Origin of the sequence: Rhodosalinus sediminis, assembly GCF_003385555.1 — a bacterium.
Taxonomy (GTDB): Bacteria; Pseudomonadota; Alphaproteobacteria; order Rhodobacterales; family Rhodobacteraceae; genus Rhodosalinus; species Rhodosalinus sediminis.
Genome location: NZ_QOHR01000005.1, coordinates 208,674 through 222,693 on the forward strand (window position 1 = coordinate 208,674; position 14,020 = coordinate 222,693).

Sequence of the window (14,020 nt, forward strand, 5' to 3'; positions counted from 1 at the left end):
TGAAGAGGGCTGACCCCGGCGCCAGTGCCAGGAGAGCAGCATCATGTCGCACGTCCTTTCGAACCGGTATGTCATGGCAGGGGCGACGCTCGCCGTCGCGCTCGGCATCGGCTTCGTGATGCAGCGAGGGGCGCCCGATCCGATGGCGACGGCCATGCGCGCGGCCTCCGCGCCCGGGGCGGCGGGCGCTCCGACGGCCGCGGCGCCCCGCGCGCGCGACGGTGCGGGCGCGGTGCGCGAAGCGGGGGCGGACGGCGGCCTCGCCGCGGCGCCCGCTCAGCCCGCCCGGCCCGCGACCGACGCGGTGCTCACCGACATTCACTTCACCTCGGCCACGATTCCGCCGCGCCCGGCGCCCGCGCCGCGGCCGGCGCCGCCCCTGCGCGACGCCGCGGCCGAACGCCCGGCGCCGCAGGAGGCCGCGGCCGAGAGCGCGCCTGCCCCCGCCTGCGACGTCACGCTGGAGGCCGAGCCCGCCCCGTCGGCGACCGTGCGGCTGACCCTCGACGCGCCGTGCCTGCCTGAGGAGCGGCTGACGCTGCATCACGACGGGCTCATGTTCACGGCCGTCACCGACGCCGAGGGGGCGCTGACGCTCCGTGCGCCGGCGCTCACGTCCTCGGCCGTCTACATCGCCGCCTTCGCGAACGGCGACGGCGCCGTCGCGCAGGCGACCGTGCCCGACGTGGGGGCGCGCGACCGCGTGGCGCTGCAATGGCGGGGCGCGGCGGCGCTGCACCTCCATGCCTTCGAGGGCGACGCGCGCCATGGCGCGCCCGGACACGTCTGGGCCGGCGCCCCGCGCGCGCCGGAGACGGAGGGCGGCTTCCTGATGCGCCTCGGCGCGCCGGACGTGGCGGATGGGCGCGTCGCCGAGGTCTACACCTTCTCGGCCGAGCCCCCCGCGGGCGGTGTGACCCTCACAGTCGAGGCCGAGGTGACCGAGGCGACCTGTGGCACCGATATCGCGGCCGACACGCTCGCCCTGCGCGACGGGACCGCGGCGCCCCCGCGCGAGGTCGCCATGTTCATGCCGGATTGTTCCGCCGTGGGCGACTTTCTGGTGTTGAAAACCCTCTTCGACGACAGGGAGATCGCGGCCGAGTGACGGCCGGGGGCGGCCGCGGCAGGCGGGATCGAGACAGCGATGCGATCATGGCGTGCGGCGGTGACGGCCGCACTTCTCCTACTGGCGACCGCCGCCGCGGCGCAGGATGTGACCCTCCGGTCGCCCGACGGCGAGGTGGCGGTCGAGGGCACGCTGCTGGGCTTCGACGGGCGGTATTACCGCGTCGACACCGTCTATGGCGAGCTGACCGTGGACAGCTCCGGCGTGCTCTGCGAGGGGCCGGGCTGCCCCGGCCTCGAGCCCTTCGTCGCCGAGCTGCGCCTCTCGGGCGCGCCGGCGGTGACGGACGTCCTGATACCCGCGCTGATCGAGGGTTTCGCCCGGCGCAGCGGCTTCGCGCTCGAGCGGACGGAGGTCGGGCCGGATCGCCGCCGCTTCGCCCTGCGCGCGCCGGAGGGAGAGCGCCTCGCTCGTATCCACCTGCGCGCGACCACCACCAATGAGGCCTTCGCCGATCTCCTCGCCGACGAGGCCGACATCGCGATCGCCGTGCGCGCCGTGCGCCCGGAGGAGGCCGCGCGCGCCCGGGAGGCCGGTCTCGGCGACCTGACCGCCGACGGGCAGCGCCGGGTGCTGGCGCTCGACGCGCTGGTGCCCGTCGTCGCGCCGGGCCATCCCGTCCGCGCCATCGCGCCCGCGGAGCTTCTGCGCGTGCTGTCCGGGGATATCCGCAGCTGGGCGGCGCTGGGCGGGCCGGACGCGCCGATCACGCTCCACCTGCGCGCGGCGGGCTCCGGCCTCGCGCAGGTCGTGGCGGACCGGCTGCTCGCGCCGGCTGATGCGACCCTCGGCGCCGACGTGGTCCGCCACGCGAGCGACGCCGCGCTCGCCGAGGCCGTGGCGCGGGACAGGCTCGGCCTCGGGCTCGCGCGCTTCGCCCGCATGGGGAACGCGCAGCCGCTCGCGCTGACCGGGCCGTGCGGGCGCGCGCTCCGCGCGGAGCGCCGGGCCATCAAGATGGAGGACTATCCCCTCCCCGCGCCCGTCTTTCTCTACCTGCCGCGCCGGCGCCTCCCCGAGATCGCGCGCGACTTCCTCGCCTACATGCAGAGCGCGCCGGCGCAGATCGTGATCCGCCGCGCGGGCTTCGTGGATCAGGCGGCGGAGGAGGTGGCGATCGCCGATCAGGGCGCGCGGTTCGCCAACGCCATCGCGGCCGCGGGACCGGAGGTGCCGCTCTCCGAGTTGCAGCGCCTCGTCGCGACGCTGCGGCCCATGCGGCGGCTGACGACCTCCTTCCGGCCCGGCGCGGTCGAGCTCGACGCGCAGTCCCGCGCCAATGTCGCCCGCCTCGCCCGCGCGCTCGGGGCGGGGCGCTACGATGGGCGCGAGCTTCTCTTCGTCGGGTTCAGCGATGGGCAGGGGCCGGCGCAGACCAATCGCCGCATCGCGCAGCGCCGCGCCGACGCGGTGCGCGCAGCCATCGAGGCGGCGGTCCGCGATGCGGACCTCGCGCAGGTGGAACTCGGCACCGACGCCTTCGGCGAGGCGATGCCCATGGCCTGCGACGACAGCGCCTGGGGCCGACAGGTGAACCGGCGGGTGGAGGTCTGGGTGCGCTGAACCGGAGCGCGATTAAGCCGGCCTTCACCCTCCCTGCGCCATCCTCCCGGCGATCCGTCGTCGGGAGGGGCGCACATTCATGAGCCTGTCCACCGAACTCGCCGAGGAGCGGCGCGCGCGCCGCGCTGCCGAGCGTCTGCTGGAACAGAAGCAGGCCGAGCTGTTCGAGGCCAAGCGCAAGCTCGGGCAGCACGCCCGCGCGCTCTCCGAACAGATCGTCGAGACGAAGGCGGAGGTGGCGACCGTCCGCGACGAGAACGCGCGCGTGAAATCCGACCTGAGCGCGGCGAACGAGAAGATCGCCATCGTCGAGACGCAGCTCTGGCAGGCGCTCGAATCCGTGCGCGACGGCTTCGCCATGTTCAACGCCGACGGGCGTCTCGAACTGGCCAATTCCGCCTATCTCTCGGTCTTCGGGGGCATCGCCTCCATCGCGCCGGGGGCGAGCTTCGCGCATGTCGTGGACGTCATGATCGAGGAGGGCATCGTCGATCTGCAGGGCGAGCCGGGCATCGCCTGGCGCGAGCGGATGCTGGCGCGCTGGGACATGGCCGAGATCCCGCCGGAGGTGATCCGCTTCTGGAACGGGCAGTTCGTCAAGCTCATGGACCGGCGCACGCCGGATGGCGGGCTGGTGACGCTCGCCGTCAACAACACCGAGCTCATGCGCATGTGGTCGGCGGTCGAGGAGCTGCCCGACGGCTTCGTCGTCTACGATTCCGACGACCGGCTGGTGACCTGCAACGCGCGTTACCGCGAGCTCTACGCCGAGACCGCGCCGGCGATGGTGCCCGGCGCCACCTTCGAGGAGCTCCTGCGCTACGGCCTCGCCCGCGGCCAGTATGCCGAGGCCATTGGCCGCGAGGAAGAGTGGCTGGCTGAGCGGCTCGAGAAGCACCGCGCCGCCGAGGTGGCGATCGAGCAGCAGCTGGGCGACGGCCGCTGGCTGCGCATCTTCGAGAAGGAGACGCGCGACGGCGGCCGCGTCGGGCTGCGCGTCGACGTCACCGCGCTCAAGGAGCAGCAGAAGGCGCTCGAGCGCGCGACGGAGCGGGCGGAGGCCGCGAACCGCGCGAAATCCGCCTTTCTCGCCAACATGACGCACGAGATCCGCACGCCGATGAACGGGGTGGTGGGCATGGCCGAGCTTCTGGCCGACACCGAGCTGACCGAGGATCAGTCGCTCTATGTCGAGACGATCCGCGCCTCGGGCGAGTCGCTTCTCGTCATCATCAACGACGTGCTGGACTACTCCAAGATCGAGGCCGACCGCCTCGCCCTGCACCCCGAACCCTTCGACCTGGAGCGCTGCATCCACGAGATCGTGATGCTCCTGCAGCCCTCCGCGCGGGACAAGGGGCTGGTGATGCTCGTCGATTACGACCTCTTCCTGCCCACCCGCTTCGTCGGCGATCCGGCGCGCGTGCGGCAGGTGCTGACCAACCTGATCGGCAACGCGGTGAAGTTCACGCCGGCGGGCCACGTGCTCGTCCGCGTCACCGGCGTGCCGGAGAGCGGGGACGGCGCCGCCGAGGTGATCGTCACGGTGGAGGACACCGGCATCGGCATCCCCGCCGAGCGGCTGGAGCACGTCTTCGGCGAGTTCAATCAGGTGGAGGACGACCGCAACCGCTCGTTCGAGGGGACGGGCCTCGGCCTCGCCATCTCGCGGCGGCTGATCGACCTGATGGGCGGGCAGATCTGGGTCGAGAGCGAGGAGGGCGCGGGCACCTGCTTCGGCCTCCGCGTGCCGCTGCCCGCGGCCGAGGCCGTGGAGGAGGCGCCCTCCGGCCCGCCCGCGCTCGGGACCGCGCTCGTCGTGGACGACCACCCCACCAACCGCGAGATCCTGCAGAAGCAGCTCGCCGCGCTGGGCGTCGAGGTGCGCTGCGCGGAGAGCGCGGAGGCGGCCGCGCCCTCGCTCTCGCCGCCGCCGGACGTGGTGCTCACCGATCACCTGATGCCCGGGGTCGACGGCGTGCGCTTCGCCCGGCGCCTGCGCGCCGAAGGGCACGCGATGCCGATCCTCCTGCTGAGCTCGAACCCCTCGATGGTGGAGCCCGACCTGGAGCCCGGCGTGCTGCAGGCCGTGCTGCAGAAGCCGTTGCCGCGCCACGAACTTCTGCGCCGGCTGCACGGGCTCGGCGGGGTGCGGGGCGTCGCCGCGCCCACTGCCGCGCCCGCGACGGGACAGGCGCGCGCCGCGCGCCCGATGCGCGTGCTCCTCGCGGAGGACAACCGCACCAATCAGCTGGTCTTTTCAAGGATGGTGCAGGGGCTCGACGTCGATCTCGCCATCGCCGCGAACGGGCACGAGGCCCTCGCGGCGTGGGAGGCAGGGCCGCCCGACCTGATCTTCATGGACATCTCGATGCCGGGCATGGACGGGCGCGAGGCCGCGCGCGAGATCCGCCGCCGCGAGGGGGCGGCCGGCGCGGCCCGCGTGCCGATCGTGGCCGTCACCGCGCACGCCATGGAAGGTGACCGCGACGCGATCCTCGGCGACGGGATCGACGGCTACATCAGCAAGCCGGTGCGCAAGGCCGCGCTTCTGGACGCCATCCGCGCCCACCGCCCCGCCGCGGCCCGGCCGCCCGCGCCGGAGGGGCCGGGGTGAGGGGGCCGGAGACCAGCGCGGCACGGGCCTGTGCGCTCGCAGGGCCTCGCGTCCGGGCCCGGCTGGGTAGTGGCGGGCAGTGCGGCCCGCCGGTGCCGTCCTCGGGGGTGCGGGCCGTCGTCCGGTCTGCCGACGGTGCGGCGCCGGGGTGGCCCTCGGCGCCCGGCCGTGCCGCACCATCCCCGGCCCGCCCTGCCTAGAGGTCGACCGCCCCGTCGCGCCGTCGCGCTCGGCCCCTGCCGCCGCCGGTCCAGAACCGCGCGCCGGAAGGCCCCGCGGCGCGGCCCGGCTCAGGCCTCGCCGCGGACGAACACCGGGCGGTCGGGTTCCGACAGCTCGGGCGTGTAGGCATAGCCGCCCGCGTCGAAGCCGGTGAGCGCCTCGGGGTCCTCCAGCCGCGTCTCCAGCAGGAAGCGCGCCATCGCGCCGCGCGCCTGCTTGGCGTAGAAGCTGACGACCTTGGGGGTGCCGGCCTTCATCTCCATGAAGACGGGCGTGATCACCCGCAGGTCGAGCGCCTGACCGTCCACCGCGCCGAAATACTCCTGACTGGCGCAGTTGACGAGCGTGTCGGTCCCGGCCTCCGCGGCGGCGGCGTTCAGCGCCCGCGCGATCCGGTCGCCCCACCAGTCGTAGAGCGACCGGCCTCGCTCGGTGCGCAGGCGGCTCCCCATCTCGAGCCGGTAGGGCTCGATCAGGTCGAGCGGGCGCAGCACGCCGTAAAGCCCCGAGAGGATGCGCAGCCGCGCCTGGCCCCAGCGCAGCGCGTCGGCGTCGAGCGTCCCCGCCTCGAGCCCGCGGTAGGTGTCGCCGGCGAAGGCGAGCGCGGCGGGCTTCGTCGGCTGTTCGCCGAAGGCCGCGAAACGCTCGGCGTTGAGCCGCGCCAGCTTGTCGCTGATGCCCATCAGCGATTGCAGCTCGGCGTCGGAAAGCCCCTGCGCCACCTCGGCCAGCCGGGCGGCGTCCTCGCCGAAGTCAGGCGTGCTCGGCTCCGGGGCGCCGGCGGGCAGCGCGGCCTCCTCCATGTCGAGTTTCTTCGCGGGCGAGATCACGACGAGCATCGGCGGTCCTCCTGAAACGCGCTCAGGACTTAATCCGCCGCGCGCAGAACGTCCAGAAAGGCGTCGCCGAAGCGCTCGACCTGTCGCGCGCCCATGCCGGGGATGCGCGCCAGTTGATCGAGGTCGGCGGGCCGGCGCTCGGCGATGTGGCGCAGCGTCGTCTGCGTGCAGGACATCGGCTTCTCGATGCCGGTCTCGCCGCGGGCGAGGCGGCGCTCGGCCTCCTGCAGCCGGTCGAAGAGCGCGCCCTCGGGCCGCCCGGCGAGGCGCCGCCGGCTCGGGTGCAGTTCCGCCGTCCCCTCCGGCCCCTCCGCGATCACCTCGAGGAAGGCCTGCCCGTAGGTCTCGAGCTTCTTGGCGCCGACGCCGGGGATCGCCGCCATCGCGTCGAGCGTGGCGGGCCGCGCCTCGGCCATGGCGATCAGCGTGCGGTCGTTGAAGACGATGTAGGCGGGCACGCCGGCGGCCTCGGCCAGCGTGCGGCGCTTCGCCTTGAGCGCGGCGAGGAGCGGCGCGTCCTCCTCCGAGACGAGCGCCTTCGGCGCGGGCGCCTGCGTCCTCGTCACCGTGTCGCGGCGCAGGTCCACGCGCGCCTCGCCCTTGAGCACCGGGTGCGCCGCCTCGGTGACGCGGAGCGCGCCGTGCCGCTCGGGGTCGGGGCGCAGCAGATCGCGGCCCATGAGTTGCCGGAAGAGGCCCTGCCACTGGCTGCGCCCGTGCTCGCGCCCGACGCCGAAGGTGGGCAGCCGGTCGTGCCCGCGCTGGCGGACCTTGTCGGTCTCGGTGCCGGTGAGAATGTCGATCAGATGCCCGGCGCCGAAGCTCTCGCCCGTGCGCAGCGCGGCCGAGAGCGCCTTCTGCGCGGCCTCGGTGCCGTCGAAGGTCTCCGGCGGGGTCTCGCAGAGATCGCAGTTGCCGCAGGGCGCGGCCGTTTCGCCGAAATACTCCAGCAGCGTGCGCCGCCGGCATTCGAGCGCCTCGGCCAGCCCGAGAAGCGCGTTGAGCCGCCCGTGGTCGGCGGCGCGGCGCTCGGGCGGCGCCGGACTCTCGTCGATCTGGCTGCGGCGCAGGCGGATGTCGTCGGCGCCGTAGAGCGTCAGCGTCTCCGCCGGCAGCCCGTCGCGCCCGGCGCGGCCGATCTCCTGATAGTAGCCCTCGATGGACTTGGGCAGATCGGCGTGCGCGACCCAGCGGATGTCGGGCTTGTCCACGCCCATGCCGAAGGCGACCGTGGCGACCACGATCAGCCCCTCCTCGGCGGCGAAGCGCGCCTCGACCGTGCGACGGGCCTCGGCCTCCATGCCGCCGTGATAGGCGGCGGCGCTGTGCCCCGCCTCGCGCAGCGCCTGCGCCAGCGTCTCCGTCTTGGCGCGCGTGCCGCAGTAGACGATGCCCGACTGCCCGCGCCGCGCGTCCGCGAAGGCGAGGATCTGGCGCCGCGGACTGTCCTTCGGCCGGAAGGCGAGGCGGATGTTCGGCCGGTCGAAGCCGCGCAGGAAGCTCTCCGGCGCGCGGCCCGCGAAGAGGCGGGCGACGATCTCCTCGCGCGTCTCGGCGTCGGCGGTGGCGGTGAAGGCGGCGAGCGGCACGCCGAGCGCCTGCCGCAGCTCGCCGATGCGCAGGTAGTCGGGGCGGAAGTCGTGGCCCCACTGGCTGACGCAATGCGCCTCGTCCACGGCGATCAGCGAGACACCGGCGCGGCGCAGCACACCCGAGGTGGAGGCCGCGCCGAGCCGCTCGGGCGCCATGTAAAGAAGCTTCAGCCGCCCGGCCTCCAGCGCGGCCCAGACGGCCTCGGTCTCCTCCTCGGTGTTGGCGGAGGTGAGCGCGCCCGCCTCGACGCCCGCGGCGCGCAAGCCGCGCACCTGATCGCGCATCAGCGCGATGAGCGGCGAGACGACGAGCGTCACGCCGTCGCGCAGGAGCGCGGGAAGCTGATAGCAGAGCGACTTGCCCCCGCCCGTCGGCATGATCGCCAGCACGTCGCGGCCGGCGGCCACGGCCTCCACGATCTCGCCCTGTCCGGGGCGGAAGCCGTCGAATCCGAACACCTCGCGCAGAAGAGCCTCTGCGCCGCCTGCCTCGCTCATGCGTCCTGCCGTTCGTCTGCTCGCCGTGTCAGGCTATCCCGGTGAACGGGCGGGGAACAAGGCCCGGCCCGCGCGTCAGCCGAAGAGCACCGTCGGCAGGATGAAGTCGCGCAGCGAGATCACGATGATGATCGCCGCCAGCGGCGCGAGGTCGAGCGGCCGCGTGTCCGGCAGGATGTTGCGGATCGGCTGATAGATCGGCTCCAGCAGGCGGTTGAGCCCCTCCCAGATGGAGGCGACGACCTGCTGGCGGAGGTTCAGCACCTGGAAGTTGATGAGCCAGCTCATGATGATGTGGGCGATCATGATGAAGAAGGCCACGTCCAGGATCAGTTTCAGTGGTCCGTAGATCGCCATCATCGCGCTGTCCTTTCCCCGTCGCCGCCCTGATCTAGCCATGCCGGCCCGGCCGGGCAAGTCTGCCGCGAGGTCGCGGTTGACGCGGGCGACCCGCCGCGTCACCCCGCCGGCGAAGGAGACGCGCCATGTATCCCCTCGTGCGGATGGTCAAGGAGGTCTGGGTGGCGCGCGGGGGCGATCCGCTGCCGCTCACCGCGACGCATGTCTCGCATCACCGCTGCTGGCCCTGGGATCTCGACATCTGGTTCGAGCTCAACAACGGCCGGGCGCTCACGCTCTACGATCTGGGGCGCATCCCGTTGGCGATGCGCACGGGGCTCGTCGGCGCGCTGCGGCGCAACCGCTGGGGGCTGACGATGGCGGGGGCGAGCGTGCGCTACCGCCGCCGCATCCGCGCCTTCCAGAGGATCGAGATGCGCTCGCGGGCGGTGACCTGGGACGCGCGCTTCATCTACCTCGAACAGTCGATGTGGACGACCGCGGGGGACTGCGCGGGTCATGTCCTCTATCGCTCGGCGGTGACGGGGCGCGACGGGATCGTGCCGCCCGCGACCGTGCTCGCCGCGATGGGACAGGAGACGGCGCCGCCCCCGGTGCCCGACTGGATCGCGGCCTGGATCGCGGCGGAGGACGCGCGCCCCTGGCCGCCGATGCAGGACGACGCGGCGCTTGCACGCGGCGGCGCGGCGTAGTCTCCTGACGCGGGGGCGGCGACCGCCCGGAGGGAGAGGGGCATGGCCGCGCCGTCGCTCGGCAAACGCATCTGGGGCTGGTTCTTCTTCGACTGGGCGAGCCAGCCCTACAACACGCTGCTCATCACCTTCATCTTCGCGCCCTACGTGCAGGAGATGGTGGGCGACGGCAGCCGCGCGCAGAGCGCCTGGGGCTTCGGGATCGGCGCGGCCGGCATCGTGATCGCGCTCCTCGCCCCCGTGCTCGGCGCGCTGGCGGACACCTCGGGCAACCGGCTGACGTGGATCAAGGGCTTCTCGGCGATGTATGTCGCGGGGGCCGGGATGCTCTGGTTCGCGGCGCCCTCGGACTTCGACCTGGTGCTGACGCTCTTCTGGTTCGCGCTGGGCATGATCGGGATGGAGTTCGCCACGATCTTCACCAACTCGATGCTGCCCGACCTCGGCCCGGCGGAGAAGATCGGGCGGATCTCCGGCAACGGCTGGGCCTTCGGCTACGCGGGCGGGCTGGTGGCGCTGGTCGTGATGCTGACCCTCTTCGCCGAGAGCGGCGAGACGGGCCGCACGGTGATCGGCATCGCGCCGGTCCTCGGCCTCGACCCGGAGGCGCGGGAGGGCACGCGCTTCGTCGGGCCGCTCACCGCGCTCTGGTACGCGGTCTTCATGGTGCCCTTCTTCCTCTGGGTGCGCGATCCGAAGCCGCCCGCCCTGCCCGCCGGCGCGGTGCGCCGCGCGCTCGCCGAGGTGGCGACGACCGTGCGCCACCTGCCGCGCACGCCTTCGCTCTTCGCCTATCTGGGCAGCTCCATGGTCTACCGCGACGCGCTGAACGGCATGTACACCTTCGGCGGCATCTACGCCGCCGGGGTGCTCGGCTGGTCGGTCGTGGACGTGGGCGTCTTCGGCATCCTCGCCATCATCTCGGGCGCGGTCTTCGCCGTGGTGGGCGGGCGCGCGGACGAGGCCTTCGGCCCGAAGCCCGTGATTACCGCCTGCATCCTGATCCTGACCGGCGTGGCGGTGGCGATCCTCTTCGTCTCGCCCACGCGGCTCTTCGGGGTGCCGCTGGCCGAGGGCTCGTCCGCGTCGGACGTGGCCTTCTACATCCTCGGCGTGACGATCGGCGCGGCGGGCGGCGTGATCCAGGCTGCGAGCCGGACGATGATGGTCCGCCAGGCCGACCCGGCCAAGATGACCGAGGCGTTCGGCCTTTACGCGCTGGCGGGCAAGGCGACCTCCTTCGTCGCGCCGCTCGCCATAGGCTTCGCCACATGGGCGACGGGCAGCCAGCAAATGGGCGTGACGCCGCTGATCGCGCTGTTCCTGATCGGGCTCGCGCTGCTCGCCTTCGTGAAACCGGACGGAGACCGCGCCGCATGGTCCGCCGCGCGCGCCTCCGCATGAGCCGCGCCCCGTCGCCTTGCCTCACGAGGACCGACCGCCCGTGTCGATGCGCCGCCGTTTCGCCGCCGCCCTGATCCTCGCCTGTCTGCCTGCGTCCTGCGCGCCGCCCGAGGGGGTGACCTTCCTCGGCCGTCACGCGCTCGCGCTGGAGGACCCGCGGGCCGGTGGTTTCTCGGGGCTGGAGCTCGACGCGACGGGCACGCGGCTCGTCGCCGTCAGCGACCGCGGCGCGCTGCTCGAGGCGCGGCTGCACCGCGAGGGCGGGCGCATCGCGGGGCTCTCGGCGGTGCGGCTGAGCGACCTGCCGGGCCTGCCGGGCGCGGGCGCCCGTGCGCCCGACGCCGAGGGGCTCGCGCGGCTGGGCGAGCGGCTCTGGATCTCCTACGAGGGGCGGGCCCGCGTCGCGCGCCACCGGGGCGACACGCTGCCCCGCCCGGCGGCCTTCGCGGCATGGCCCGAGAACCGCGGGCCCGAGGCGCTCGCCGTGGACGGGGCGGGGCGGCTCTACACCTTGCCAGAGGCGGCGGAGGGCGGCGCCTTTCCGCTCTATCGCTTCGCGGAGGGTCGCTGGCGCCGCATCGGGCGCCTGCCGCGCGACGGCGGCTTCGTGCCCGTCGGCGCGGATTTCGACGACGCGGGCCGGCTCTACGTCCTCGAGCGTGCCTTCGTCGGGCTCGGCTTCCGCAGCCGCGTGCGCCGCGTCCGGCCGGGGGACGGCCCGCTGGACCCGGAGACGGTGCTGCCCGCGACCGCGCCGGGCCGGCACGGCAACCTCGAGGGGCTCGCCGTCTGGCGCGACGGGGGCGGGCGGCTGCGCCTCACGATGATCGCCGACGACAATTTCCTCGCCGTCCAGCGCAGCGAGATCGTGGACTACGCGCTGCCCTGAGCCTTGCGCGACCTGGCGGAACCCCGTATGCGCGGCGCGTCCGCCATGGGGGCGGGCCAAGTCCCCGACCACCTTGTCAAAACGGGAAAGCTCATGACACGCGCGCATCTGCCCGGCATCCTCGCCATGGCGGCCATCGTGGTCGCCTCCAACATCCTCGTTCAGTTCCTCTTCGGCCAGTGGCTGACCTGGGGCGCCTTCACCTATCCGCTGGCCTTTCTCGTCACCGACGTGATGAACCGGGTCTACGGGGTCGGGCCGGCGCGCAAGGTCGTGCTCGCGGGCTTCGCGGTGGGGGTCCTCTGCTCGCTCGTCGGCTCGCAGATCCAGGGGGAGTTTGGCCCGCTGGTCACCCTGCGCATCGCGATGGGCTCCGGCCTCGCCTTCCTGACGGCGCAGCTTCTCGACGTGGCGATCTTCGACCGGCTGCGCGCGGGGCGCTGGTGGCGCGCGCCGCTGGTCTCCACGCTGGTGGGCTCGACCGTGGACACGGCGATCTTCTTCACCGTCGCCTTCTCCGCCTCGCTCGCATTCCTCGAGCCCGGGAACGACGTCGCCTGGGCGAACGAGGCGCTGCCGCTTCTGGGGGCGGGGCCCGCGGTGCCGCTCTGGGTCTCGCTCGCCGTGGCCGACTGGATGGTGAAGCTCTCGCTCGCGCTGATCGCGCTGGTGCCCTTCCGCCTGATCGTCGCGCGGCTGACCGCGCGGCCGGCATGATTTCTCTTTGCAGGGGCGGCGATCCGTGCCACCCTGTCCGCAACGGCAACAGAGAGAAAGGAGGTGATCCAGTGTCTAGAGAAGCATTGGAGAGAGGTGTCGGGACAGTCCGGGAGGCGCGCCTCTGAGGCAGCCCTGAGGGGCGAGGCCCCCGGATTGGCGCGTGCCTGAACCGGCGCCGCCTCCGAGTTCTCGGAAAGGGCCGTCCGCGGGGCGGCCCTTTTTCGTGGACGCGACATGCCCCACACTGCGCCCATGCTGCGGATCACCGACGATATCGCCATCGAGGAGTGGGAGCTCTCCGAGCAGTTCACCCGCGCCGGCGGCCCGGGCGGGCAGAACGTGAACAAGGTGAGCTCGGCGGTGGAGCTCCGCTTCGAGGCGGCGCGCTCGCCCCACCTGCCCGAGCCGGTCAAGCGGCGCCTGCAACGCATCGCCGGCAGCCGCTGGACGAAGGACGGCGCGGTGGTCCTGCGGGTGGAGGAGACGCGCCACCAGGCCCGCAACCGCGAGATCGCGCGCGAGCGGCTGGCGGAGCTCATCCGCCGCGCGACCGAGCGGCCGAAGAAACGCCTGCCCACGCGGCCGACGCTCGCCTCGAAGAAACGCCGCCTCGAGGCGAAGAAGAAGCGCGGCGCGGTCAAGGCGCTGCGCGGCCCGGTGGAGGGCGACTGATCACTCCTCCGCGCCGGGGGAGGGCAGCCGCTCCACCTCCGCCCGGCGCTGCACCCACGAGAGCGCGGCCAGCGCCGCGGCGAGCGCGACGATCACTGCCGAAAGCCCCACGAGGAGCAGCGGATCGACCGAGCCGATGTCGATCAGGATGAGCTTGCGCACCACGGCGAGCACGCCGATCGCCAGCACCGCGCGCAACTGCACCAGCCCGCGCCGCCCGGCGACCATGAGCTGCACCGAATGCGCGAGCTCCAGCGCGATGATCGCGGCGAGCAGCCGGTCGAAGAGGGTCTGGAACACGGGATAGTCGAGCGCGGCCGCCGGATCCGCCGCGGCCGTCCCGGTCGCCCGCAGAAAGCTCCACACGGCGAGCGCGATGACCACGACCATCCCGGCCATGAGGACGAAGGCCACCCCCCGCTCGAAGTGACGGTAAAGGTCGTCGAGTTGCATGGAAGGGGGAACGCTCCCTAGCCTGAATTGGTTTCATGCGCCTCTTGAAAGTCACGCAGCGCACCCCCAATTCGTGTGCGATCCCGGCTTAAGGGGTCTCCTGCCCGCGGGTGGTTCCATTTCAGGAATCCTGCGTGTGTCACATGGCAGCCGTTCCTGATGGCTGTTTCGAGTGATTGGTTAAGGCTGGGCGTAATTCTGCGTTCGCCAGGTTGCCGGGAGAGCAGGAGACGACAAATGAAGAGATTCACGCGTCGCAACCGCCTGGTCCGCGAGATCGCCTACACGCTCATCGTGCTGGCTAAGCTAGTGCTTGTGCTGAGAGATCTTGTGGGCCCGGCTCTTAAGGATCGTCTGATCTACCGCTTCG

General features: G+C 73.0%; 12 protein-coding genes. 8 read left to right on the forward strand and 4 right to left on the reverse strand.

Annotated features, from left to right (window positions below; genetic code table 11):
* Window positions 1–43 precede the first annotated feature (43 nt).
* The 3 genes from DRV84_RS15580 to DRV84_RS06745 all read left to right on the forward strand — a co-directional run bounded on the left by DRV84_RS15580 (window position 44) and on the right by DRV84_RS06745 (window position 5,309).
* Complete coding sequence (locus DRV84_RS15580) at window positions 44–1,108, forward strand: hypothetical protein (protein ID WP_158547762.1); 1,065 nt, start codon at window positions 44–46, stop codon at window positions 1,106–1,108.
* A 39-nt stretch (window positions 1,109–1,147) separates the two neighbouring features.
* Window positions 1,148–2,692 carry a phosphate ABC transporter substrate-binding/OmpA family protein gene (locus tag DRV84_RS06740; RefSeq protein ID WP_115979115.1) on the forward strand — a complete coding sequence of 515 codons (1,545 nt, stop codon included), beginning with the start codon at window positions 1,148–1,150 and terminating at the stop codon, window positions 2,690–2,692.
* A 79-nt stretch (window positions 2,693–2,771) separates the two neighbouring features.
* Window positions 2,772–5,309, forward strand: coding sequence for a hybrid sensor histidine kinase/response regulator (locus DRV84_RS06745; RefSeq protein WP_115979116.1), 2,538 nt, complete (start codon window positions 2,772–2,774; stop codon window positions 5,307–5,309).
* A gap of 290 nt (window positions 5,310–5,599) precedes the next feature.
* On the opposite strand, the gene yaaA is transcribed toward DRV84_RS06745, so the two are convergent.
* The 3 genes from yaaA to DRV84_RS06760 form a co-directional block, all read right to left on the reverse strand.
* Window positions 5,600–6,370, reverse strand: a complete 771-nt coding sequence (gene yaaA, locus DRV84_RS06750) for a peroxide stress protein YaaA (protein WP_115979117.1) — start codon at window positions 6,368–6,370, stop codon at window positions 5,600–5,602.
* Between the two features lie 29 nt (window positions 6,371–6,399).
* A complete protein-coding gene (gene recQ, locus DRV84_RS06755) occupies window positions 6,400–8,460 on the reverse strand; it encodes a DNA helicase RecQ (RefSeq protein ID WP_115979118.1) in 2,061 nt (686 codons plus the stop codon).
* Between the two features lie 75 nt (window positions 8,461–8,535).
* Window positions 8,536–8,820, reverse strand: coding sequence for a YggT family protein (locus DRV84_RS06760; RefSeq protein ID WP_115979119.1), 285 nt, complete (start codon window positions 8,818–8,820; stop codon window positions 8,536–8,538).
* A gap of 125 nt (window positions 8,821–8,945) precedes the next feature.
* On the opposite strand from DRV84_RS06760, the gene DRV84_RS06765 reads away from it, so the two are divergent.
* The 5 genes from DRV84_RS06765 (at window position 8,946) to arfB (ending at window position 13,197) form a co-directional block, all read left to right on the forward strand.
* The gene (locus tag DRV84_RS06765) at window positions 8,946–9,512 is read left to right on the forward strand and encodes an acyl-CoA thioesterase (protein WP_115979120.1); all 567 of its coding nucleotides are present in this window, start codon (window positions 8,946–8,948) and stop codon (window positions 9,510–9,512) included.
* Window positions 9,513–9,554: 42 nt separating this feature from the next.
* A complete protein-coding gene (locus DRV84_RS06770) occupies window positions 9,555–10,916 on the forward strand; it encodes an MFS transporter (protein ID WP_115979121.1) in 1,362 nt (453 codons plus the stop codon).
* A gap of 46 nt (window positions 10,917–10,962) precedes the next feature.
* Window positions 10,963–11,805, forward strand: coding sequence for an esterase-like activity of phytase family protein (locus tag DRV84_RS06775; protein ID WP_115979136.1), 843 nt, complete (start codon window positions 10,963–10,965; stop codon window positions 11,803–11,805).
* 93 nt (window positions 11,806–11,898) lie between these two features.
* Window positions 11,899–12,522 carry a queuosine precursor transporter gene (locus tag DRV84_RS06780; protein ID WP_115979122.1) on the forward strand — a complete coding sequence of 208 codons (624 nt, stop codon included), beginning with the start codon at window positions 11,899–11,901 and terminating at the stop codon, window positions 12,520–12,522.
* Window positions 12,523–12,777: 255 nt separating this feature from the next.
* Complete coding sequence (gene arfB / locus DRV84_RS06785) at window positions 12,778–13,197, forward strand: alternative ribosome rescue aminoacyl-tRNA hydrolase ArfB (protein WP_115979123.1); 420 nt, start codon at window positions 12,778–12,780, stop codon at window positions 13,195–13,197.
* On the opposite strand, the gene DRV84_RS06790 is transcribed toward arfB, so the two are convergent.
* Window positions 13,198–13,650, reverse strand: coding sequence for a phosphate-starvation-inducible PsiE family protein (locus tag DRV84_RS06790; protein WP_115979124.1), 453 nt, complete (start codon window positions 13,648–13,650; stop codon window positions 13,198–13,200). It abuts the gene before it with no gap.
* Between the last annotated feature and the right edge of the window lie 370 nt (window positions 13,651–14,020).

Bases quoted from the DNA above. Each gene is read 5' to 3' on its own strand.
- DRV84_RS15580 (WP_158547762.1), top strand. From the start codon at position 44: ATGTCGCACGTCCTTTCGAACCGGTATGTCATGGCAGGGGCGACGCTC.
- DRV84_RS06740 (WP_115979115.1), top strand. From the start codon at position 1,148: ATGCGATCATGGCGTGCGGCGGTGACGGCCGCACTTCTCCTACTGGCG.
- DRV84_RS06745 (WP_115979116.1), top strand. From the start codon at position 2,772: ATGAGCCTGTCCACCGAACTCGCCGAGGAGCGGCGCGCGCGCCGCGCT.
- yaaA (WP_115979117.1), bottom strand. From the start codon at position 6,370: ATGCTCGTCGTGATCTCGCCCGCGAAGAAACTCGACATGGAGGAGGCC.
- recQ (WP_115979118.1), bottom strand. From the start codon at position 8,460: ATGAGCGAGGCAGGCGGCGCAGAGGCTCTTCTGCGCGAGGTGTTCGGA.
- DRV84_RS06760 (WP_115979119.1), bottom strand. From the start codon at position 8,820: ATGATGGCGATCTACGGACCACTGAAACTGATCCTGGACGTGGCCTTC.
- DRV84_RS06765 (WP_115979120.1), top strand. From the start codon at position 8,946: ATGTATCCCCTCGTGCGGATGGTCAAGGAGGTCTGGGTGGCGCGCGGG.
- DRV84_RS06770 (WP_115979121.1), top strand. From the start codon at position 9,555: ATGGCCGCGCCGTCGCTCGGCAAACGCATCTGGGGCTGGTTCTTCTTC.
- DRV84_RS06775 (WP_115979136.1), top strand. From the start codon at position 10,963: ATGCGCCGCCGTTTCGCCGCCGCCCTGATCCTCGCCTGTCTGCCTGCG.
- DRV84_RS06780 (WP_115979122.1), top strand. From the start codon at position 11,899: ATGACACGCGCGCATCTGCCCGGCATCCTCGCCATGGCGGCCATCGTG.
- arfB (WP_115979123.1), top strand. From the start codon at position 12,778: ATGCTGCGGATCACCGACGATATCGCCATCGAGGAGTGGGAGCTCTCC.
- DRV84_RS06790 (WP_115979124.1), bottom strand. From the start codon at position 13,650: ATGCAACTCGACGACCTTTACCGTCACTTCGAGCGGGGGGTGGCCTTC.